Genomic DNA, 20,258 nt, shown 5'->3' with positions numbered 1-20,258 from the left:
GTTCAGCGAGGCGAGCCCGGGCGAGGGGCTCGGCGTTCAGCCGCGGAAGGCCATCTCGCGGCGATACCACTCGTGGAAGTGCTGCATGCCGTCTTCCATCGGGCTCTGGTAGGGACCGGCCTCGTTGTCGCCGCGTTCCATCAGCGCCTTGCGGCCGGCGTCCATGCGCAGGGCGATCTCGTCGTCTTCCACGCAGGTTTCCATGTAGGCCGCCTGGTGCGCCTCGACGAATTCGCGCTCGAAGGCGGCGATCTCCTCGGGGTAGTAGAACTCGACGATGTTGGTGGTCTTCTGCGGGCCCTTGGGGAACAGCGTGGAGACGACCAGCACGTGCGGGTACCACTCGACCATGATGTGCGGGTAGTAGGTCAGCCAGATCGCGCCCTGCTCGGGCGGCGTGCCGCCGCGGAACTTCAGGACCTGCTCATGCCAGCGCTGGTAGACCGGCGAACCCGGCCGCTCCAGTTCCTTGTGGACGCCCACCGTCTGCACCGAGTGGTGGCGGCCGAACTCCCAGCTCAGGTCTTCGCAGGTGACGAACTGACCGAGGCCCGGATGGAAGGGCCCGACGTGGTAGTCCTCCAGATAGACCTCGATGAAGGTCTTCCAGTTGTAGTCGCATTCGTGAATCTGCACCTTGTCCAGCACGTAGCCGTCGAAGTCCAGGGCGGTACGCGGACCGAGCGACTGCAGGTGCGCGGCGATGTCGTGGCCGTTGTCCTCGAACAGCAGGCCGTTCCATTCGCGCAGCTTGTAGCGGTTCAGGTGCAGGCAGGGGTCTTCCTTGAAGTGCGGCGCGCCGACCAGCTCGCCCTTCAAGTTGTAGGTCCAGCGATGCAGCGGGCAGACGATGTTGGTGCGGGCGTTGCCTACCTGGCCGCGGCCGCGCAGCATCAGCGCCTGGCGGTGGCGGCAGACGTTGGAGATCAGCTCGATGCCGCCTTCCGGCGTGCGCACCAGTGCGCGGCCCTCGCCTTCCTGCGGCAGCGCGTAGTAGTCGCCCGGCTCGGGGATCGCCAGCGCATGGCCCAGGTAGCGCGGCCCGTGCTGAAAGATCAGCTCCTGCTCGCGACGGAACAGGGCATCGTCGAAATACGACGTGACGGGCAACTGGGTTTGCTGCGGTAGCTGGCGGGTAAGCGCTGTATTCAGGATGCTGCTGTTCAGGTCCGACATGATCCAGGCGGGCTCTTTCGAGATACCAATGTCAACCCCCCGGCTGGACTTGATGCATCTGTCCTGGCGCGGGTTTGTGTCTGCGAAAAGGGGTGTCTGCTGCGCACGGCTCGCGCGGGCAAGGGCAGGATTGTAGCCAAAGGGGGCGAAAGCCGTCCCTATATCGGGGTGACGGCACGTTACTGATGCGTGGCGGCCAGGTGACAAGCACCCGGGTGGTGCTGACTACAATTGAAGTTTCGACATTTGAAATCGATGAGCAGAACCCCTTCTCCCGCCGCCGCAGCTGTACCCGGCGCGACCGAGTTGCCCGCCACCTACGAGCTTGCGCTCGAGGAACTGGAGCATCTGGTCGCAGCGATGGAGAGCCAGCAACTGCCGCTGGATCAGCTGCTGCAGGGCTACAAGCGCGGTGCCGAGCTGCTGGGTTTCTGCAGGACGCGTCTCGAGGCCGTAGAACAACAAGTCAGGGTGCTCGAGAGCGATGGACTGAAGTCATGGGGAGAGTCCTGAGCGTGGATGCTGGAGTATTCGATCAATGGATGCAGCGCAAGCTGCATGCCTTTGAACAGGCACTGGACGGCTTCGTGCCGGCCAGTGCGCCTGCGGGTCTGGGCGAGGCGATGCGCTATGCGGTGCTGGGCGGCGGCAAGCGCCTGCGCCCGCTGCTGGTGCTGGCTGCCTGCGAGGCCGTGGACGGGCAGGGCGAGGCCGCGATGCGTGCGGCCTGTGCGGTGGAGCTGATCCACGCCTATTCGCTGGTTCACGACGACATGCCCTGCATGGACGACGACGTGCTGCGCCGCGGCAAGCCGACGACGCACGTCGCCTACGGCGAAGCCAAGGCCATGCTGGCCGGCGACGCGATGCAGGCGCTGGCCTTCGACGTGCTGACGCCGGACGAGGGCGTCGCCCCCGCCCTGCAGGCGCGCTTGTGCCGGCTGCTGGCCCGCTCGGCCGGCTACGACGGCATGGCCGGCGGCCAGGCGATCGATCTCGCCAGCGTCGGGCAGCCGCTGGATGAGGCCACCCTGCGCGACATGCACCGCCGCAAGACCGGCGTGCTGCTGCAGGCCAGCGTGATGATGGGCGCGTCCTGCGGCAACGCCGATGCACGCGCGCTGGAGGCGCTGGATGCCTATGGCGCCGCGCTGGGTCTGGCTTTCCAGGTCGTCGACGACATCCTCGACGTCACCCAGGATTCCGCCGTGCTGGGCAAGACCGCCGGCAAGGACCAGGATGCCAACAAGCCGACCTACGTCAGCGTGCTGGGCCTGGAGCCGGCGCGCCGGCTGGCGCTGCAACTGTGCGATGAAGCCCATGCCGCGCTGAACGCCAGCGGCCTGGCCGACACCGCCTGGCTGCGCCATCTGGCCGACATGGTCGTCGAGCGCCACCACTGACGATTTGCGCTCGCCAAGAACAAGAGCAAAACGCCTATGAGCTATCCCCTGCTGGAAACGATCGACAGCCCGGCCGACCTGCGCCGGCTGCCGCGCACCGAACTGACCCGGCTTGCCGGTGAACTTCGCAGTTATGTGCTGGACAGCGTCGCCAAGACTGGTGGCCACCTGGGCTCCAATCTCGGCACGGTCGAGCTGACGGTGGCGCTGCACTACGTGTTCAACACGCCGCATGACCGCCTCGTCTGGGACGTGGGTCACCAGACCTATCCGCACAAGGTGCTGACCGGCCGCCGCGAGCAGATGTGCACGCTGCGCCAGATCGGCGGCATCAGCGGCTTCCCGCGCCGCGAGGAGAGCGAGTACGACACCTTCGGCGTCGGCCACTCGTCCACCTCGATCTCGGCCGCTCACGGCATGGCGATGGCCGCCAAGCTGAAGGGCGAGGAGCGCAAGGCCGTGGCCATCATCGGCGACGGCTCGATGACCGCGGGCCAGGCCTTCGAGGCGCTGAACAACGCCGGCGTCGCGCACGGCGGCCTGATGGGCGACCTGCTGGTCATCCTGAACGACAACGACATGTCGATCAGCCCGCCGGTCGGCGCGCTGAACAAGTACCTGGCGCGGCTGATGAGCGGCAATCTCTACGCCTCGGCGCGCGAGGGCGCGAAGTCGGTGCTGAAAAACACGCCGCTGTACGAATTCGCCCGCCGCTTCGAGGAGCACACCAAGGGCATGGTCGTGCCGGGCACGATCTTCGAGGAGTTCGGCTTCAACTACGTCGGCCCGATCGACGGCCACGACCTCGAATCGCTGATTCCCACGCTGGAGAACCTGCGCGCCAAGAAGGGCCCGCAGTTCCTGCACATCATCACGAAGAAGGGCCAGGGCTACAAGCTGGCCGAGGCCGACCCGGTCAAGTACCACGCGGCCTCGGGCAAGTTCGATCCTGCCGTCGGCTTCGTCAAGCCCGCTTCGCCGGGCAAGACCACCTTCACCCAGGTCTTCGGCGAGTGGCTGTGCGACATGGCCGAACAGGACCTGCGCCTCGTCGGCATCACGCCGGCCATGCGCGAGGGCTCCGGCATGGTCGAGTTCCACAAGCGCTTCCCGACCCGCTATCACGACGTCGGCATCGCCGAGCAGCATTCGGTCACCTTCGCCGCGGGCTTGGCCTGCGAGGGGCTGAAGCCTGTCGTGGCGATCTACTCGACCTTCCTGCAGCGCGCCTACGACCAACTGATCCACGACGTGGCGATCCAGAACCTGCCGGTCGTGTTCGCGCTGGACCGCGCGGGCATCGTGGGTGCCGACGGTGCCACGCATGCCGGCAACTACGACATCGCCTTCACCCGCTGCATCCCGAACATGGCGGTGCTGACGCCGGCGGACGAGAACGAATGCCGCCAGGCGCTGTTCACGGCCTTCCAACACAACGGCCCGGTGACCGTGCGCTACCCGCGCGGCGCCGGTGCCGGTGTGGCCGTCGACAAGCTGATGACGGCCCAGCCCTGGGGCAAGGGCGAAGTGCGCCGCCATGGCACTCGCGTGGCCATCCTGGCCTTCGGCACGCTGCTGTACCCGGCGCTGGCCGCGGCCGAGCAGCTCGACGCGACGGTGGCGAACATGCGTTTCGCCAAGCCGCTGGACCATGAGCTCGTGGCCGAACTGGCGCGCACGCACGATGCGCTGGTGACGATCGAGGACGGCAGCATCATGGGCGGCGCCGGCTCGGCGGTGCTTGAATCGCTGCAGGCCGCGGGCCTGTCGTCGACGCCGGTGCTGCAACTGGGCCTGCCCGACGAGTTCATCGAGCACGGCGACCAGGCCAAGCTGATGGCGCAGTGCGGCCTCGATGCCGCCGGCATCGAGCAGAGCATCCTCAAGCGCTTCGGCGCGCGGCCTTCGCTGGTTCGGTCGGCCGCGAACCAGTAGTCGGCGCCTTCAAGGTCTCGCCCAGAAGCCGCTCGATTCGAGCGGCTTCTTTCTTGAGGCACTCGACCAGCGCCAGGGCCAGGGGCTGGGCGGGCCGGTACTGCGGCAGCAGCGCACCGACCTTGAACGGCACCGAGGCGCCGAATCTGCGCAGATGCAGCCCTGGCCCGGCGCAGGCCAGGGCCGTCAATGGATTGACGATCGCGATGCCCAGGCCCTGCTGCACCATTGCGCAGACGGCCACCGCGCTGTGCGTCTCGATCCGCTGCCGTCGGGACACGGCGTTGGCGTCGAACAGGGCATCGAGCTGCGCGCGATAGGGGTCGTCGGCGGAGAGGCTGATGAAATCCCGGCCCTCGAAGTCCGCCTGCTTCAGCACCGTCTTCTTCAGCAGCGGATCACCGGCCGGCAGCACGCACACCTCGTCCAGTGCCAGCAGCGGCACCAAGGTCGTGCCCGCCGTGGGCTGGGCCTGCTCGGTGAGCCCGAGATCGAAGCGCTGGGCACTCATCCATTCCTCAAGCAGCGGCGATTCCTGCGGCGTGATCGACAGAGCCGCGCCTTCGTGCTGCTTCAGGAACAGCGAGCAGGCGCCGGGCAGCAGCGCGTGGCTCAGCGCCGGCAGGCACAGGACGCGCAGCTCCGCGTTCTCAGCCCGGCCGAGCTGTGCCGCGCGGCTGGCCACGCGATCCAGGCCCTGGTAGGAGCGCTGCACCTCGTCGAACAGGGCCAGCGCCCGGGCCGTCGGCTTCAGCCGGCCGCGCAGCCGCTCGAACAGCGGATAGCCCAGCAACTGTTCCATCCGCGCCAGTTCGCGGCTGATCGTCGGCTGCGAGGTGTGGAGCAGGCCGGCCGCCCCGGTGACGCTGCCGGCGGTCATCACCGCGCGGAAGACCTCGATGTGACGATGGCTGATAGTCATATCAAATCTGGATTGAATGACGACATTAAAGCATTTGAATGAATCGACCCGGGCGGGCATCCTTGCGACCATGAAGAACCTGCCCGCCAGCCTCACCCCCGCCCGCCTCCAGTCGCTCGCCCGCCAGCACGGCACGCCGCTGTGGGTCTATGACGCGAACACGATCCGCAGCCGCATCGCGCAGCTGAAGTCCTTCGACACGATCCGCTTCGCGCAGAAGGCCTGCTCGAACACGCACATCCTGCGGCTGATGCGGGAGCAGGGCGTCAAGGTCGATTCGGTGTCGCGCGGCGAGGTGCTGCGCGCCATCACGGCGGGCTTCGTGCCGGGCAGCGAGGACATTGTGTTCACCGCCGACCTGATGGACCACGAGACCCTCGCCACCGTCGTCCAGCACCGCGTGCCCGTCAACGCCGGCTCGATCGACATGCTCCACCAGCTCGGCGCGGCCTCCCCGGGCCACCCGGTCTGGCTGCGCATCAACCCCGGCTTCGGCCACGGCCACAGCAACAAGACCAATACCGGCGGTGAACACAGCAAGCACGGCATCTGGCACACCGAACTCGGCAATGCGCTGGCCGTGATCCGGCAGCGCGGGCTGAAGCTCGTCGGCCTGCACATGCACATCGGCTCCGGCGTCGACTACAGCCACCTGAGCCAAGTCTGCGGCGCGATGGTGGAGCTGGTGCGAGAGGCCAAGGCGGCCGGCCACGACCTGCACGCGATCTCGGCCGGCGGCGGCCTGTCGATCCCGTACCGCGAGGGCGACGCGACGATCGACACGGCCCACTACTTCGGCCTCTGGGATGCCGCCCGTAAAGAGGCGGAAGCCATCGTCGGCCACGCGCTGGCGCTGGAGATCGAACCGGGCCGCTTCCTGGTGGCGGAGTCTGGCCTGCTGCTCAGCGAGGTGCGCGCGACCAAGGATGCGGGTGCCAACCATTTCGTGCTGGTCGATGCCGGCTTCAGCGAACTGATGCGCCCGGCGATGTACGGCAGCTTCCACGATATGAGCGTGATCGCGGCCGATGGTGGCGCGCGGCCGGCGCGCGCCTCGGTCGTCGCGGGGCCGCTGTGCGAATCGGGCGACGTGTTCACGCAGGAAGACGGCGGCGTCGTCGCGCCGCGCGAACTGCCGCAGGCGCAGGTCGGCGACCTGCTGGTGATCCACGACACCGGCGCCTACGGGGCCTCGATGTCCAGCAACTACAACTCGCGCCCGCTGGCGGCCGAGGTGCTGGTGGACGGCACCGCCGATCGACTGATCCGCCGCCGCCAGACCGTCGAGGAACTGCTGGCGCTGGAGGCCTGACGCCTCGTTTCAGCGGCATCTGAGGATTCAGCCTATCGCCTCATAGGCTGAACCAATGACTCCGATTTGATTAAACAAAACTAAGGGCAAGTGGGCTTCGATATAGTTCGATTCATCCCCACCAACCCCCTAGAGGAGTTCATCAATGTCGCTGATCAACACGCAAGTTCAACCGTTCAAGACCGAAGCCTTCCACAACGGCAAGTTCATCACCGTCACCGAGGAAAGCCTGAAGGGCAAGTGGTCCGTTCTGATCTTCATGCCGGCCGCTTTCACGTTCAACTGCCCGACCGAAGTCGAAGACGCAGCTGACAACTACGCTGAATTCCAGAAGCTGGGTGCCGAGGTCTACATCGTCACGACCGACACGCACTTCTCGCACAAGGTCTGGCACGAAACCTCGCCGGCCGTCGGCAAGGCCAAGTTCCCCCTGGTCGGCGACCCGACCCACACGCTGACCAACGCTTTCGGCGTGCACATCCCGGAAGAAGGCCTGGCACTGCGCGGCACTTTCGTGATCAATCCGGACGGCGTCATCAAGACCCTGGAAATCCACTCGAACGAAATCGCCCGCGACGTCAAGGAAACGCTGCGCAAGCTGAAGGCCGCCAAGTACACGGCCGAGCACCCGGGTGAAGTCTGCCCGGCGAAGTGGAACGAAGGTTCGAAGACCATCGCTCCGTCGCTGGACCTGGTCGGCAAGATCTGACCCTCTAGTTCCTGATGCGCAAGCATTCCGCAAACCCGCAAGGGTTTGCGGCTCCTCCGAGAAGCCAGCTTCTCTGAGAGCGCCCACGGTCCTCCGCGGGCGTTTCCAGAGTGGCTGACCCCGCCACGTCTGAACGACCCCACGCAAAGGAAGACCATCATGTTGGACGACAGCCTCAAGGCACAACTCAAGGCTTATCTCGAACGCGTCACCCAGCCCTTCGAGATCACTGCTTCCCTGAATGATTCCGACAGCGCCAAAGAAATGCTGTCGCTGCTGCAGGACATCGATGCGATGTCCGACAAGATCACGCTGAAGACCGATGGCCAGGACGCGCGCCGCCCCTCGTTCAGCCTGAAGCGGACCGGCACCGAACAGAGCCTGCGCTTTGCGGCGATCCCGCTGGGCCACGAGTTCACCTCGCTGGTGCTGGCACTGCTGTGGACCGGCGGCCACCCGCCCAAGGTCGAGCAGGACGTGATCGAACAGATCAAGTCACTGGACGGTGACTACAGCTTCGAGGTGTACATGTCCCTCAGCTGCCACAACTGCCCGGACGTGGTCCAGGCGCTGAGCCTGATGTCGGTGCTGAACCCGAAGATCAAGACCGTCGTCATCGACGGCGGCCTCTACCAGGACGAAGTCAACGGCCGCGAGATCATGGCCGTGCCCAGCGTCTGGCTGAACGGCAAGTCCTTCGCCTCGGGCCGGATGACGGTCGAGGAGATCGTCGCCAAGCTCGACACCGGCGCCGCGACCCGTGATGCCGAGAAGCTGACGGCCAAGGCGCCTTACGACGTGCTGATCGTCGGCGGCGGCCCGGCCGGCGCGGCGGCGGCGGTGTACGCGGCCCGCAAGGGCATCCGCACCGGCGTGGCGGCCGAGCGCTTCGGCGGCCAGGTCAACGACACGATGGCGATCGAGAACTACATCGCCATCCCCGAGACCGATGGCCCGCGCTTCGCGACCTCGCTGGACCAGCACATCAAGGCCTACGACGTCGACGTGATGAACCTGCAGCGCGCCGCCAAGCTGGTGCCCGCTGCGGATCCGGGCGGCTATGCCGAGGTGCAACTCGCCAACGGCGGCACCTTGAAGGCCAAGACGGTGATCCTCTCCACCGGCGCGCGCTGGCGCAACGTCAACGTGCCGGGCGAGCAGGAGTACAAGAACAAGGGCGTGGCCTACTGCCCGCACTGCGACGGCCCGCTGTTCAAGGGCAAGCGCGTGGCGGTGATCGGCGGCGGCAACTCCGGTGTCGAGGCGGCCATCGACCTGGCCGGCCTGGTCGCTCACGTGACGCTGATCGAGTTTGCCGACAAGCTGCGCGCCGACGCGGTGCTGGTCAAGAAGCTCAACAGCCTGCCCAACGTCGTCGTCCACCTGAACGCCCAGACCACCGAGCTGACCGGCGACGGCAGCAAGCTCAATGGCCTGAGCTGGAAGGATCGCGTCAGCGGTGCGGACAACCACATCGAGCTGGAAGGCGTGTTCGTGCAGATCGGCCTGGTGCCCAACACCGAGTGGCTGAAGGACACGATCGAGCTGTCGCGCCACGGCGAGATCATCGTCGACGCCCGCGGCCAGACCTCGGTGCCGGGCGTGTTCGCCGCCGGCGATGCGACGACGACGCCGTTCAAGCAGATCATCATCGCGGCCGGCGAGGGCGCGAAGGCGGCTCTGAGCGCCTTCGATCACATCATCCGTAACTGACGGAAGAAGAGGCCGCGCGCCGGCTCGTCCACAGCCCCTCCAGGCTGTAGACGGCCAGCGCCGCCCAGATCAGCCCGAAGCCGGCAAGCCGCGTGGCGTCCACCGGCTCCCGGTACAGCCACACGCCCAGGCCGAACTGAATGCTGGGCGAGACGTACTGGACCAGGCCCAAGGTCGCTAGCGGGATGCGGCGCGCACCGGCTGCGAACAGCAGCAGCGCGCCGGCAGTCAGTGGGCCGGCCAGCAGCAGCCAGCCGAGTTGAGCGGCGTCTGCCGTGACCAAGGCGCTGCGGCCCTGCCAGGTCCAGGCCGCCAGCGCCACGATGGCGAAGGGCGCCAGCACCAAGGTCTCCATCGCCAGGCCTTCCAGCGCCGCGAGCGGCGCGATCTTGCGCAGCAGACCGTAGATGCCGAAGCTGCCGGCCAGCACCAGTGCGATCCACGGCGCATGGCCGGCCTGCAGCGCCAGCCACAGCACGCCCATCGCGGCCAGCACCACGGCCAGCCACTGCACCGGGCGTGGCCGCTCGTGCAGGAAGAAGAAGCCCAGCGCCACATTGACCAGCGGGTTGATGAAGTAGCCCAGGCTCGCGTCGAGCACGTGGTCGTGCTGCACCGCCCAGACGTAGACCAGCCAGTTGGTCGCCAGGAACAGGGCCGAGGCGACGAAGGCGCCGACCACCCGCGGCTGGCGCAGCACCGGCCTGAGCCAGTCCATCCAGGCCCAGCGCCGCAGCACGGCCAGCAGCGCCAGCACCAGGACCAGCGACCAGACGGTGCGGTGCGCGATGACCTCCAGCGCGGGCACCGTGGCGATCTGCTTGAAGTACAGCGGGAACAGGCCCCAGATCACGTAGGCGAAGAAGGCGCAGAGGATTCCTGGATTCATGGACGGCATTGTCCCGGCAATATCCGGCAACAGTCCTTGCTTTCCGCACTGGTCATTTCGGTGCGTGCTGAACAGAATCGGCCATGCCCCGCGTCGTCTTCACGCCCCAGCTGCGCCGCTTTGTCGAAATCCCCGAGGTCGAAACGTCGTCTGCACAGACGGTGCGCGAGGCGCTGGAGGCCGCGTTCGTCGTCAACCCGCGCCTGCGCGGCTACGTGCTGGACGACCAGGGCCACCTGCGGGCCAATGTGGTGGTCTTTATCGACGGCCGGCGCATGCGCGAGCTGAAGCTGCTGAACGATCCGCTGCGGCCGGACAGCACGCTACACGTCCTTCAAGCCTTGTCAGGAGGTTGAACCACGATGAGCACCACCGCATGGGCCGCGACCCGCAAGGGCCTGTTCGAACTGCGCCACGACGGCGCGAACTGGCAGATCGCCAACATCAGCTTCCTCGCCGAGCCCGTCAGCATGGTGCTGCCGGCCGCGCCGGGCGGGCGCATGCTGGCAGCGCTGAACCTGGGCCACTTCGGCACCAAGCTGCATGCGTCCGACGACGGCGGCCAGAGCTGGACCGAGGTCGCTGCGCCGGCCTATCCGCCGCAGCCCGAGGGCGCCGAGGGCCCGGCCTGGAAGCTGCAGCAGGTCTGGTCGCTGGAGCGCGGGCCGGGTGACGCGATCTGGGCCGGCACGATCCCCGGCGGCCTGTTCCGCAGCGACGACGGCGGCGCTTCCTGGCAGCTGAACGAAGCGCTGTGGAACCGGCCCGAGCGCCTCGAATGGTTCGGCGGCGGCTATGACGCGCCGGGCATTCACTCGATCTGCCCGCACCCGAGCGAATCGGACGAGATGCTGCTGGGCATTTCCTGCGGCGGCGCCTGGCGCACGACCGACGGGGCGGCCCACTGGGAGCTGCGCGCCGCCGGCATGAACGCCGATTTCATGCCGCCCGAGCGCCAGGGCGATCAGAACATCCAGGACCCGCACCTGATCGCCCGCTGCGCCGGCACGCCCGAGGTGCTGTGGACCCAGCACCACTGCGGCATCTGGCGCTCCACCGACAACGGCGCCAGTTGGCACGAGTGCAAGGCCCAGCCGGCCAGCTTCGGCTTCGCGGTGGCCGCACATCCGCAGGACGGCGACACCGCCTGGTTCGCACCCGCCGTGAAGGACGAACGCCGCGTTCCGGTCGACGGCGCCCTGTGTGTAACCCGCACGCGCGACGGCGGCCGCAGCTTCGAGCAACTGCGCCGCGGCCTGCCGCAGCAGCACTGCTACGACCTGGTCTACCGCCACGGCCTCGTCGTCGACGACAGCGGCCAGCGCCTGTTGATGGGCAGCACCACCGGCAACCTCTGGGCCAGCGACAACGCTGGCGACGACTGGGTGCCGGTGGCGCTGAACCTGCCGCCGATCTACGCGCTGAAGTTCGCCTGAGCGGCGGCGCGGCCGCGGTCCAGGGGCGGACCGTCGTTCGGCACGAACAGCTCGGCGTCGAGTGACAGCGCGGCGCGCCAGCCGGCCGCATCGGCCTGACCGACGGCCACGGTCTTCTTGTCGGCGAACCAGACGAGGCTGCGGCCGCTGCCGGCCGGGCCGGTATGCAGCATCCGCGTTTCGACGCCGCCCATGCGCAGCGTGTAGTCGTCCTCGAAGCTGACGACGGCCTCGTTGCCACCGTCGCGCAACTGCCTGGCGGCCTCAGCCTGCGCGATCGTCGCCACGCGGGCGGCGGCGAAGGCGGCGCTGTCGCCGGCCTGTTCGACATCGGTCAGCAACAGCGCGCGCAGCGGCATGTCTGCGAGCTTGTTCAGGCGGCGGATCTGCCGCATCAGCGGCTTGTAACTTTCCGGTGACTTGCCATTGACGAGCACCAGGCCGTTCGCCGTCATCCGCAGCAGCGAGTTGCCGCCGCCGCCGCGGATCAGATAGAGGCCGGTGGCGAGCAGTTCGGCCTGCATGTCCTCCTGCGCCCAGGCCGGGCGGCAGGCCGCCACGGCGAGGGTCAGCAGCGCCCGGCGCCGGCCGACGCTACTTGCCATTCTTCGAGAACGCGAAGAACTTGTCGTTGGTTGTGTAGCCCGGGATCTGCAGGTGGGCGTAGCCGGAGCCCCAGTAGACGACACCGTCGACGACCGAGGCGCCGGCATTGACCGACGAACCCGCCGCGTAGCTCCACAGCGTCTGCCCGCTGGCGGCGTCGAGCGCCAGCATCGTCGGTGCGCCGGGCGCGCCGGCCATCGACGAGGCGAAGACGACGCCATCGGCCACCGTCAGCGGTCCGATCGCGATCGAGCCGTTAGGGTCGCCGACCTGCCAGATGATCTTGCCGGTCTCGGGCTCCAGCGCGGCCCAGGAGCCGGCGGCGCCGACCTGCGTCGGGATGCCGTAGAAGTTGGCGATCGACACGTAGATGCGCCGGCCGTCGCTCGCCGAGCCCCATTCCATGCCACCCAGCGACGAGCCCGGGCCGACCTGCGTGCGCCACAGTTCCCGGCCGTCGTCCGGGTCCAGCGCGTAGTAGATGCCGCTCTTCTGGCCGGCGCCGAGCAGCGTCCTGGGGCGGCCGTGCTTGTCGCGGTAGTGGATCAGGTTCGGGGCGGAGGCGAAGTCGTAGTCGGGGCCGGCACCGGCGGGGCAGTTGCCGTTGATGAACATGAAGCAGTCGACGTTCCAGTCGTCGCTGCCGTCCTTGGCGAGGCCGGGCTGGTTCCAGTTCACGAACTTCTTCGCCCAGCGGATCTTGCCGGTCAGCATGTTCAGCGCCACGATCGAATCCACGTGGTTGTCGGGCGAGGCGCAGGCCGCCTGCGTGGCGCCGCCGGCGATGCAGGCCAGGTAGGCGGGCGCGGTCGGCGCGCTGTAGTTGTTGCCGGTGCTGGCGTAGACGGTGCCGCGCAGCAGGTCGATGGCGAAGTTGCTGCTCCACACGCCGGCACCGGTGTAGCCCGGCGGCGTCATGTAGGTCTTCCACAGCACCTTGCCGGCGTTCTTGCCCTTCAGCGTCACGGCCACGACGCTGCCACGCGCGCTGCCGCAGCAGACGAAGCCAGGGACCAGTCCGGCCAGACCTTCGGCGTTCGAGGCGACGCCGGTGAACAGCAGATCGCCGACGATGGCCGGCGAGGCCGTGATCATGGCCAGCGGATCGTTGGCCGGCGATTCGAGCTGAACCTTCCAGAGCAGCTTGCCCTTGGCCGCATCGATCGCCAGCAGCCAGGCGCCTTCCTGCGTGCCGATGTAGACGACACCGTCATTCACCGCCGGGCTGGTGCGCGAGTGGGTGTTGGCGGGCAGGCCGTAGTCCGACAGCGCATGGCCCCAGACCTTCTTGCCCGTCTTGGTGTCCACGGCCCAGAGATTGCCGCCCCAGTCGGGGAAGTAGGCCCGGCCGTCGACGATGGCCGCCCGCGCTGAGATCTCGCCGCCGGCGGTGAAGGTCCACTTGGGCTTGAGCTTGGCCACATCCTTCAGCGAGCCGGGGCTGGCCTGCGCGGTGTTGTGGATGTTCTGGCCGAACATCGGCCAGTCGTTGGCGCCGACCCAGTCGGGCAGCCAGTCCTTGTCGTCGTCATGCGCCGCAGCGCCGAGACACAGGACCGAGAGCAACAGGCCGAGGCCCGTGCGGAGAAAAAAGAACACCGTTCGACTTGCCATGGAACCTCCTGGAACAGGATCACCACTACGTCTTGCCGGGATGAGTACCGCTTCACGCGGCCTCGGGTTGCGGATTCTGCGCCGCCGCTCGGGAAAATTTCCCGAGGCGGTCAGTCCATCTCATGAGTTATGTGGATGCGCCGGGCAGGTGGTGCCATTCGGCGCCAAGCGGCGCCTCGACGGTCAGGGGCAGGTCAGTGCCGGGGTGGGGAATCCGCAGTTCCAGTGCGTGGAGCCACAGCCGCTGCAGGCCCAGGAAGCCGGCGACGGCGCGGTTCAGCGGGCCCTTGCCGTGCGTCGCGTCGCCGACGATCGGGTGGGCGATGTGCTTCAGGTGGCGCCGGATCTGGTGGCGGCGGCCGGTCAGCGGCCGGGCCTCGACCAGGGCGAAGCGGCTCGTCGGAAAGCGGGCGTCGGTCTGCAGCGGCCATTCGAGCCGTGCCTGGCATTGCCAGTCGGTGCGCGCGGCGAGCATGGGCTGGCCTGCGGAGGGCAGCTCCGGATCGCGCGCCAGCGGGTGTTCGATGCAGCCCTCGTCGGCCGCCGGCCAGCCGCGCACCAGCGCCAGGTAGCGCTTGTGGGCCAGGCCCTGCTCGAACAGGGCGCCGACGCTCGAAGCGGTGTCCGCATCGAGGGCGAACAGCAGCACGCCGGAGGTGCCCTTGTCGAGCCGATGCACGGGCCAGACCGGGCGGCCCAGCTGGTCGCGCAGCAGCTGCAGCGCGAAGACCTGCTCCTGCGCGTCGAGCCCGCTGCGGTGAACCAGCAGGCCGGCCGGCTTGTCGATGGCGACGAGCTTCTCGTCGATGTGGAGGATGCGCAACATGCGTGTTGTGAACTGTTACCGGAAGTGTGAGCCAAGCCCCCGAGAAGGCGTGCAAATTGCCCCGAAGGCCTCATCGCCCCCCTCAGGAGGGGATGACAGGCCAGGGGCACCGCTTCAACAATTTGTCATACGCACCAGGCACCATTCACGCAGCATCAAGCACTCGCTACAGGAGTTGAACATGCCCAAGATCGTTCACGTCGGCTACCGTTCCCCCATCGCCAGCAGCATGGCCTGGCTGCACGGCCTGCTGGCCAAGCGTCCACGCGTGCGCGTGGTCGTCAGGCCGGGTGCTCGCCACTGAGGTAGTACCAGACGCCGTCTTCGCGAACGAAGCGGCTGATCTCGCGCATGCGGCTGGCGCGGCCGCCCCATTTGCTCCGCGCCACGAATTCCACCAAGGCATGTTCCGCATCCAGCGGCACATGCTTTTTTACTTCCAGGCCCAGCCATTTGAGGCCCGGCTCGTTCGGGGTCAGGTCTTGCGGGCGATGGCTCGGATGCCAGGTGGCGAGCAGGTAGGGCAGCAGGTCCAGCACGAAGGCGCTGTAACGCGAACGCATCAGTGCCTCGGCGTCCGGCGCCTGCAGGCCCCGGCCCTCGGCGAAGGCGGCGTGCCAGCGGCCGCAGCAGTTCTCATAGCTTGCCGGCAGGCCGCAGGGACAGGGTTTCGTCATGGGGCGGATCTTAGAATAGCTGGATGAATCCACATGATGAGCCGCAGCATCCGGCGCCTGGCGGCCTGCTGAAGAACCTGAATCCCGAGCAGTACGCGGCCGTCACCGCGCCGGCCGAGCCGGCGTTGATCCTGGCGGGTGCCGGCTCCGGCAAGACGCGGGTGCTGACCACCCGGATCGCCTGGCTGCTGCAGACCGGTCAGGTCTCGCCCGGCGGCATCATGGCGGTGACCTTCACGAACAAGGCCGCCAAGGAGATGCTGACGCGGCTGACCACGATGCTGCCCGTCAACGCACGCGGCATGTGGATCGGCACCTTCCACGGCCTGTGCAACCGCTTCCTGCGCGCGCACTGGAAGCTCGCCGGCCTGCCGCAGGGCTTCCAGATCCTCGACGCCACCGATTCGGTCTCGGCGATCAAGCGGGTCATCAAGGCGATGAGCCTGGACGAGGAGCGCTATGTTCCGAAGCAGGTGAGCTGGTTCATCGCCGGTGCCAAGGAAGATGGCCTGCGGCCGCCCGACATCGACGTCCATGACGAGCAGACCCGCACGCTGGCCGCGATCTACCAGGCCTACGAGGACCAGTGCGCGCGCGAGGGCGTCGTCGACTTCGCCGAGCTGATGCTGCGCAGCTACGAGGTGATGCGCGACCAGCCCGCCGTGCGCGAGCACTACCAGCGCCGCTTCCGCCACGTGCTGGTGGACGAGTTCCAGGACACGAACAAGCTGCAGTACGCCTGGCTCAAGATGTTCGCGCCACCGGGGCAAGGGCAGAGCGTGCTGGCCGTGGGCGACGACGACCAGAGCATCTACGCCTTCCGCGGCGCGCGCGTGGGCAATATGTCGGACTTCGAGCGCGAGTACCGCGTGAAGAACGTCATCAAGCTGGAGCAGAACTACCGCAGCTTCGGCAACATCCTCGACGCGGCCAACGAGCTGATCAGCCGCAACTCGCGCCGCCTCGGCAAAGAGTTGCGCACCGATGCCGGCCCCGGCGAGCCGGTGCGGGTCTACGAGGCATCGAGCGATTTCGCCGAGGCGCAGTGGCTGATCGAGGAGGCCCAGGCTCTGCACCGCGGCGGCATGGACCGCAAGGAAATCGCCGTGCTCTACCGCAGCAATGCGCAGTCGCGGGTGATCGAGTCGGCGCTGTTCAATGCCGGCATCCCGTACCGCGTCTACGGTGGCCTGCGCTTCTTCGAGCGGGCCGAGGTGAAGCATGCGCTGGCCTACCTGCGCCTGTTGGAGAACCCGAACGACGACACGAGCTTCCTGCGCGTCGTCAACTTCCCGGCGCGCGGCATCGGCGCGCGCGCGATCGAGCTGCTGCAGGACGCCGCGCGCGCCTCGGGCCGCAGTCTGTACCAGAGCGTCAGCGCGGTGGCGGGCAAGGCCGGCAGCAACCTGAAGGCCTTCAACGACCTGGTCGATTCGACGCGCAACCTGACCGTCGGCCACACGCTCCGCGAGATCCTCGAGCAGATGCTGGAGATCTCGGGCCTCAACGAGTTCTATCGCAACGACAAGGACGGCGCCGAGCGCCTGGAGAACCTCGGCGAACTGATCAATGCCGCCGAGGCTTTCGTCACGCAGGAGGGCTTCGGCAAGGATGCCGTGGCGCTGCCGGTGGACGAGCTGGCGCCGGGCGCGATCTCCGAGGGCCTGCCCCATGCGGTGGCGCCGGCACAGGTGGCCACGCCCGATGCCGAGACGGGCGAGATCATGTCGCCGCTGGCGGCCTTCCTCACCCACGCTTCGCTGGAGGCCGGCGACAACCAGGCCCAGGCCGGCCAGGACGCGGTGCAGCTGATGACGGTCCACTCGGCCAAGGGCCTGGAGTTCGATGCGGTCTTCATCACCGGCCTGGAAGAGGGTCTGTTCCCGCACGAGAACTCGCTGTCCGATGGCGATGGGCTGGAAGAAGAGCGCCGGCTGATGTACGTGGCGATCACGCGCGCGCGCCAGCGCCTCTACCTGTGCTTCAGCCAGACGCGCATGCTGCACGGCCAGACCCGCTACAACGTCAAGAGTCGCTTCTTCGACGAGCTGCCGGAAGCCGCACTGAAATGGCTGAGCCCGCGCAACCAGGGCTTTGGCTCGGGCTTTGCGCGCGAGTACCAGGATGCCTGGCAGCGCGGTTCGGGGCTGAAGTCGATGGTCGGTGCCGGGCGCGTCGAACGCCCGAGCTATGCCGAACCGCCGGTGCCGGCCTCGATGAAGAAGAAGGTGGCCGAGGAACACGGCGGCCTGCGAGTCGGCAAGGGCGTGTTCCACACCAAGTTCGGCGAGGGCGTGCTGGTGACCTTGGAAGGCAGCGGCGCGGACGCCCGCGCGCAAGTGAACTTCGGCCGCCACGGCATGAAGTGGCTGGCCTTGTCGGTGGCCAAGCTGACGCCGATCGACTGAGCGCGCTCAGCCGCCCTGCCAGTGATGCAGCCAGTCGCTCATCGCCGGCAGTTGCTGTTCACTGACGCGGCGGCGGGATTCGATCGCCGCGAGCGCACGCTGCGCGGTGGCGCGCAGCGTGGCGGGAATGCGCTGGTCGATGTAGTCGCGCAGCGCCGCGGCCGTGGCCGCGTCGGCCGACATCCGGGCCAGGCCCGGGATGAAGCTCCACTGCGCCTGGCTCTCGACGCCGGCCTGGATCGCGGCCTCGTGCTCCAGTGCGAAACGGAAGGCCAGCTCGGGATGGGCCTCGGCGACCGAGCTGATCAGCTCGATCCCGTAGACCGGGCCGGCCTCGCCCGCCAGCGCGGCATCCAGCGCGCGATGGGCCAGCGCCGGGTCGCGTGCGCCGCCCAGTGCCCCGTAGTGCTGGCGCTTCTGCAGGTCCGAGCTGCTCGCGGCGGCCCGGGCGGCGAGCCGCTCCCATGTCGCCGCATCGGCATGGATCGCCACCAAGGTCAGCGCCGCCTCGGCAATGGCGGCGGGCAGTGCCGCGGGGTCGGACGCCGCGCGCTCGTAGCGTGCGCGGGCCTCGGCGATGACGGCAGGATCGTCGAAGCGCCCCAGCGCCTCGATCAGCGTCTCGCGCAGCACCGCCATGTTGGCATCCTCGCCGGCCGCGGGCAACCAGCCGATGCGCGCGAAGGCAGGCTGCAGCCGGCTGCGCGCAAAGCTGCGGAACAGGGCCTGCTGCTCGGGCTGCCCGCGGTAGAGCCAGTCGATCGTGGTGAGGGTCTGCGCGAGCTGGCGCAACAACGCGGGCTCGGCGTCCGGCGGTAGCCGCGCCGCGAGCCCGAACCAGTCGCCGGGCGGGGCATCGCCGTTCTGGGCCAGCGCCCAGGCATCGGACAGCAGCACCATCTGGTCCAGCGCCGGCAGGGTGGCGAAGTTGGATACCAACGCTTGCGCGGCCTGCGGTCCGTAGGCGCTGCGGTAGTAGCCGCTGCCGCCGGCATTGGCGAGCGCGGCGCCGCAGCCGGCGAACCGTGGTGAGGCCGGGAGATTCGGCGCGAGCAACAGCGGCTGCACCGGGCCGCCGTTACCGATCTGCAGCATGGCCGGCAGCGTCCATCCGAGCGCCTGCGGCGCCTTCGGCCCGGTCTCGAACCGGCCGACGCTCAGCGTCAGCGCCGTCGCACCGTCCTGGCAGGCCGAGCTTTCGAGATGCAGCAGCGGCACTCCCGGCTGCAGGGTGAAGTCGTGGGCCACGCGGGCGATGTCGGCGCCGCTGGCCGCGGCCAGCGCGCTCCACAGGTCATCGGTGACCGCGTTGCCGTAGGCGTGCTCGCGCATGTAGCGCTGCAGGCCGGCGCGGAAGTCTTCGGGCCCGGCCAGCGCCTCGATCATCTGGATGACGCTGGCGCCCTTGTTGTAGGCGATGCTGTCGAAGGCCTGGTCCGCGGCACGCACGTCCGGCACCGGCTGGATGATCGGATGGGTCGCAGCACCGGCATCGCTCTGCAGTGCCCGCTCGCGGATCGTCAGCGCGACGTCGAGCTGCGGTTGCCACTGCGGGTGGAGGACGGACGTGACCTTGCTCTGCATCCAGGTGGCGAAGGCTTCGTTGAGCCACAGGTCGTCCCACCACTGCATCGTCACGAGGTTGCCGAACCACTGGTGCGCGACTTCGTGGGCCACCAGCCTGAAGATCAGCCGCCGGTAGGACTCGGACGAGCGCTCCGGGTCGAACAGCAGCACGCTCTCGAAGAACAGGATCGCGCCCCAGTTCTCCATCGCACCGAAGGTCTGGCTGGTGCCCGGCGCGGCGATCAGGTCCAGCTTGGGCAGCGGGTAGGGCTGGCCGAAATAGTCCTTGTAGTAGCGCAACACGTCGGCGGCGGCCTGCAGCGCCAGTTCGCCCTGCGCCTTGAAGCCGCGCCGCGTGACGACGCCGATGTCCACACCGTCGACCACCCGCGACAAGCGCTCCAGATCGCCGACCGACAGGTGCAGCAGGTAGCTGGACATGCGCGGCGTCGTCTGGAAGCGCAGCAGTTGCCGGCCGCCCGGCTGCGGGCTCTTGGAGCGCAAAGGCATGTTGGAGACGGCGACCTGACCTGCTGGAATCACCAGCTCGATATCGAAGCGGGCCTTGCGCGCCGGCTCGTCCCACAGCGGTGCGAAGCGTCGCGCATCGCCGGGCTCGAACTGGGTGGTGAGCATCTGGCGGGCGCGGCCGTCCGGGTCGCGGTATTCGAGCACGAAGACGCCGCTGGGCGTGCGCAGGATCTTGCCGCGGTAGTCGATGCGCAAGGTGTGCAGGCCGGCGCTGACCGGCTTCGCGAAGCCCAGCGTCAAGGTCTCGGTGCGAGCGTCCAGGGCGATGTGGGCCGGTCGGCCGTCGAGCGCGGCGCGGCGGATGTCCAGATCGGTCGCGTTGAGCACGATCTCGCGGGCCGGTGCCTTCAGACGCACGCGGATGCGCGCCTCGCCTTGCAGCGTCATCCGCGCCGTGTCGGGCGTGACGCGGATCGTGTAGTGCTCCGGGATCGCGTTGTCCGGCAGGCGGCCGGGCTCGGCCGATGCGGCAGGGCGCAGCGGCAGCAGGCCTGCCAGCGCGAGGAGCAAAGCGGGCCATGGGCGGATCTGCATC

The 20,258-nt window shown here is 68.1% G+C and carries 18 protein-coding genes; 10 read left to right on the top strand and 8 right to left on the bottom strand.

Annotated features, from left to right (window positions below):
• Nucleotides 1–36 precede the first annotated feature (36 nt).
• On the bottom strand, nucleotides 37–1,176 hold the full coding sequence (locus tag SNE35_RS18325) for an aromatic ring-hydroxylating oxygenase subunit alpha (RefSeq protein WP_320424408.1): 1,140 nt from the start codon (nucleotides 1,174–1,176) through the stop codon (nucleotides 37–39).
• A gap of 255 nt (nucleotides 1,177–1,431) precedes the next feature.
• Here SNE35_RS18325 and xseB point away from each other — a divergent pair, with 255 nt between their 5' ends.
• The 3 genes from xseB to dxs are packed head-to-tail and all read left to right on the top strand — an operon-like array spanning nucleotide 1,432 to nucleotide 4,514.
• Entirely contained in the window at nucleotides 1,432–1,689 is a 258-nt protein-coding gene (gene xseB / locus SNE35_RS18320) for an exodeoxyribonuclease VII small subunit (protein ID WP_320424407.1), read from the top strand.
• Nucleotides 1,690–1,718: 29 nt separating this feature from the next.
• Nucleotides 1,719–2,579 (top strand): polyprenyl synthetase family protein, encoded by an 861-nt coding sequence (locus SNE35_RS18315; protein ID WP_320424405.1) that lies wholly within the window; start codon nucleotides 1,719–1,721, stop codon nucleotides 2,577–2,579.
• A gap of 36 nt (nucleotides 2,580–2,615) precedes the next feature.
• The gene (dxs, locus tag SNE35_RS18310) at nucleotides 2,616–4,514 is read left to right on the top strand and encodes a 1-deoxy-D-xylulose-5-phosphate synthase (protein ID WP_320424404.1); all 1,899 of its coding nucleotides are present in this window, start codon (nucleotides 2,616–2,618) and stop codon (nucleotides 4,512–4,514) included.
• Here dxs and SNE35_RS18305 read toward each other — a convergent pair.
• Complete coding sequence (locus SNE35_RS18305) at nucleotides 4,462–5,436, bottom strand: LysR family transcriptional regulator (RefSeq protein ID WP_320424403.1); 975 nt, start codon at nucleotides 5,434–5,436, stop codon at nucleotides 4,462–4,464. The genes dxs and SNE35_RS18305 overlap by 53 nt on opposite strands.
• A 70-nt stretch (nucleotides 5,437–5,506) precedes the next feature.
• On the opposite strand from SNE35_RS18305, the gene lysA reads away from it, so the two are divergent.
• The 3 genes from lysA (at nucleotide 5,507) to ahpF (ending at nucleotide 9,170) form a co-directional block, all read left to right on the top strand.
• On the top strand, nucleotides 5,507–6,748 hold the full coding sequence (gene lysA, locus SNE35_RS18300; protein ID WP_320424402.1) for a diaminopimelate decarboxylase: 1,242 nt from the start codon (nucleotides 5,507–5,509) through the stop codon (nucleotides 6,746–6,748).
• A gap of 145 nt (nucleotides 6,749–6,893) precedes the next feature.
• Nucleotides 6,894–7,457: an alkyl hydroperoxide reductase subunit C gene (gene ahpC / locus SNE35_RS18295; RefSeq protein ID WP_320424400.1), complete on the top strand. Its 564-nt coding sequence runs from the start codon at nucleotides 6,894–6,896 to the stop codon at nucleotides 7,455–7,457.
• A 159-nt stretch (nucleotides 7,458–7,616) separates the two neighbouring features.
• Nucleotides 7,617–9,170, top strand: coding sequence for an alkyl hydroperoxide reductase subunit F (gene ahpF, locus SNE35_RS18290; protein WP_320424399.1), 1,554 nt, complete (start codon nucleotides 7,617–7,619; stop codon nucleotides 9,168–9,170).
• Here the strand turns inward: ahpF and rarD are convergent.
• Nucleotides 9,157–10,059, bottom strand: a complete 903-nt coding sequence (gene rarD, locus SNE35_RS18285; protein WP_320424397.1) for an EamA family transporter RarD — start codon at nucleotides 10,057–10,059, stop codon at nucleotides 9,157–9,159. The genes ahpF and rarD overlap by 14 nt on opposite strands.
• 83 nt (nucleotides 10,060–10,142) lie before the next feature.
• Between rarD and SNE35_RS18280 the strand changes: the two genes are divergently transcribed.
• Nucleotides 10,143–10,415, top strand: coding sequence for a MoaD/ThiS family protein (locus SNE35_RS18280; protein ID WP_320424396.1), 273 nt, complete (start codon nucleotides 10,143–10,145; stop codon nucleotides 10,413–10,415).
• 6 nt (nucleotides 10,416–10,421) lie between these two features.
• The gene (locus SNE35_RS18275) at nucleotides 10,422–11,495 is read left to right on the top strand and encodes a WD40/YVTN/BNR-like repeat-containing protein (protein WP_320424395.1); all 1,074 of its coding nucleotides are present in this window, start codon (nucleotides 10,422–10,424) and stop codon (nucleotides 11,493–11,495) included.
• On the opposite strand, the gene SNE35_RS18270 is transcribed toward SNE35_RS18275, so the two are convergent.
• The 3 genes from SNE35_RS18270 to SNE35_RS18260 all read right to left on the bottom strand — a co-directional run bounded on the left by SNE35_RS18270 (nucleotide 11,474) and on the right by SNE35_RS18260 (nucleotide 14,541).
• Nucleotides 11,474–12,100, bottom strand: coding sequence for an MBL fold metallo-hydrolase (locus SNE35_RS18270; RefSeq protein WP_320424394.1), 627 nt, complete (start codon nucleotides 12,098–12,100; stop codon nucleotides 11,474–11,476). The two genes, SNE35_RS18275 and SNE35_RS18270, sit on opposite strands and share 22 nt — an antisense overlap.
• Nucleotides 12,090–13,715 (bottom strand): outer membrane protein assembly factor BamB family protein, encoded by a 1,626-nt coding sequence (locus tag SNE35_RS18265; RefSeq protein ID WP_320424393.1) that lies wholly within the window; start codon nucleotides 13,713–13,715, stop codon nucleotides 12,090–12,092. Before SNE35_RS18265 ends, SNE35_RS18270 begins: the two co-directional genes overlap by 11 nt.
• 127 nt (nucleotides 13,716–13,842) lie before the next feature.
• The gene (locus tag SNE35_RS18260; RefSeq protein ID WP_320424392.1) at nucleotides 13,843–14,541 is read right to left on the bottom strand and encodes a pseudouridine synthase; all 699 of its coding nucleotides are present in this window, start codon (nucleotides 14,539–14,541) and stop codon (nucleotides 13,843–13,845) included.
• Between the two features lie 181 nt (nucleotides 14,542–14,722).
• On the opposite strand from SNE35_RS18260, the gene SNE35_RS18255 reads away from it, so the two are divergent.
• Nucleotides 14,723–14,845 carry a hypothetical protein gene (locus tag SNE35_RS18255; protein WP_320424391.1) on the top strand — a complete coding sequence of 41 codons (123 nt, stop codon included), beginning with the start codon at nucleotides 14,723–14,725 and terminating at the stop codon, nucleotides 14,843–14,845.
• Here SNE35_RS18255 and SNE35_RS18250 read toward each other — a convergent pair.
• Entirely contained in the window at nucleotides 14,823–15,218 is a 396-nt protein-coding gene (locus tag SNE35_RS18250; protein ID WP_320424390.1) for a YchJ family protein, read from the bottom strand. The two genes, SNE35_RS18255 and SNE35_RS18250, sit on opposite strands and share 23 nt — an antisense overlap.
• Nucleotides 15,219–15,241: 23 nt before the next feature.
• On the opposite strand from SNE35_RS18250, the gene SNE35_RS18245 reads away from it, so the two are divergent.
• Entirely contained in the window at nucleotides 15,242–17,626 is a 2,385-nt protein-coding gene (locus SNE35_RS18245; protein ID WP_320424389.1) for a UvrD-helicase domain-containing protein, read from the top strand.
• A 6-nt stretch (nucleotides 17,627–17,632) separates the two neighbouring features.
• Here SNE35_RS18245 and SNE35_RS18240 read toward each other — a convergent pair whose 3' ends face one another.
• Complete coding sequence (locus SNE35_RS18240; protein ID WP_320424388.1) at nucleotides 17,633–20,257, bottom strand: M1 family metallopeptidase; 2,625 nt, start codon at nucleotides 20,255–20,257, stop codon at nucleotides 17,633–17,635.
• Between the last annotated feature and the right edge of the window lies 1 nt (nucleotide 20,258).

The sequence above is a fragment of the Roseateles agri genome, assembly GCF_034043675.1.
In the GTDB taxonomy this organism is placed as follows: Bacteria; Pseudomonadota; Gammaproteobacteria; order Burkholderiales; family Burkholderiaceae_C; genus KK5.
The sequence above is the reverse complement of the archived record's forward strand: the minus strand, read 5'-3'. Positions and strand labels throughout refer to the sequence as shown.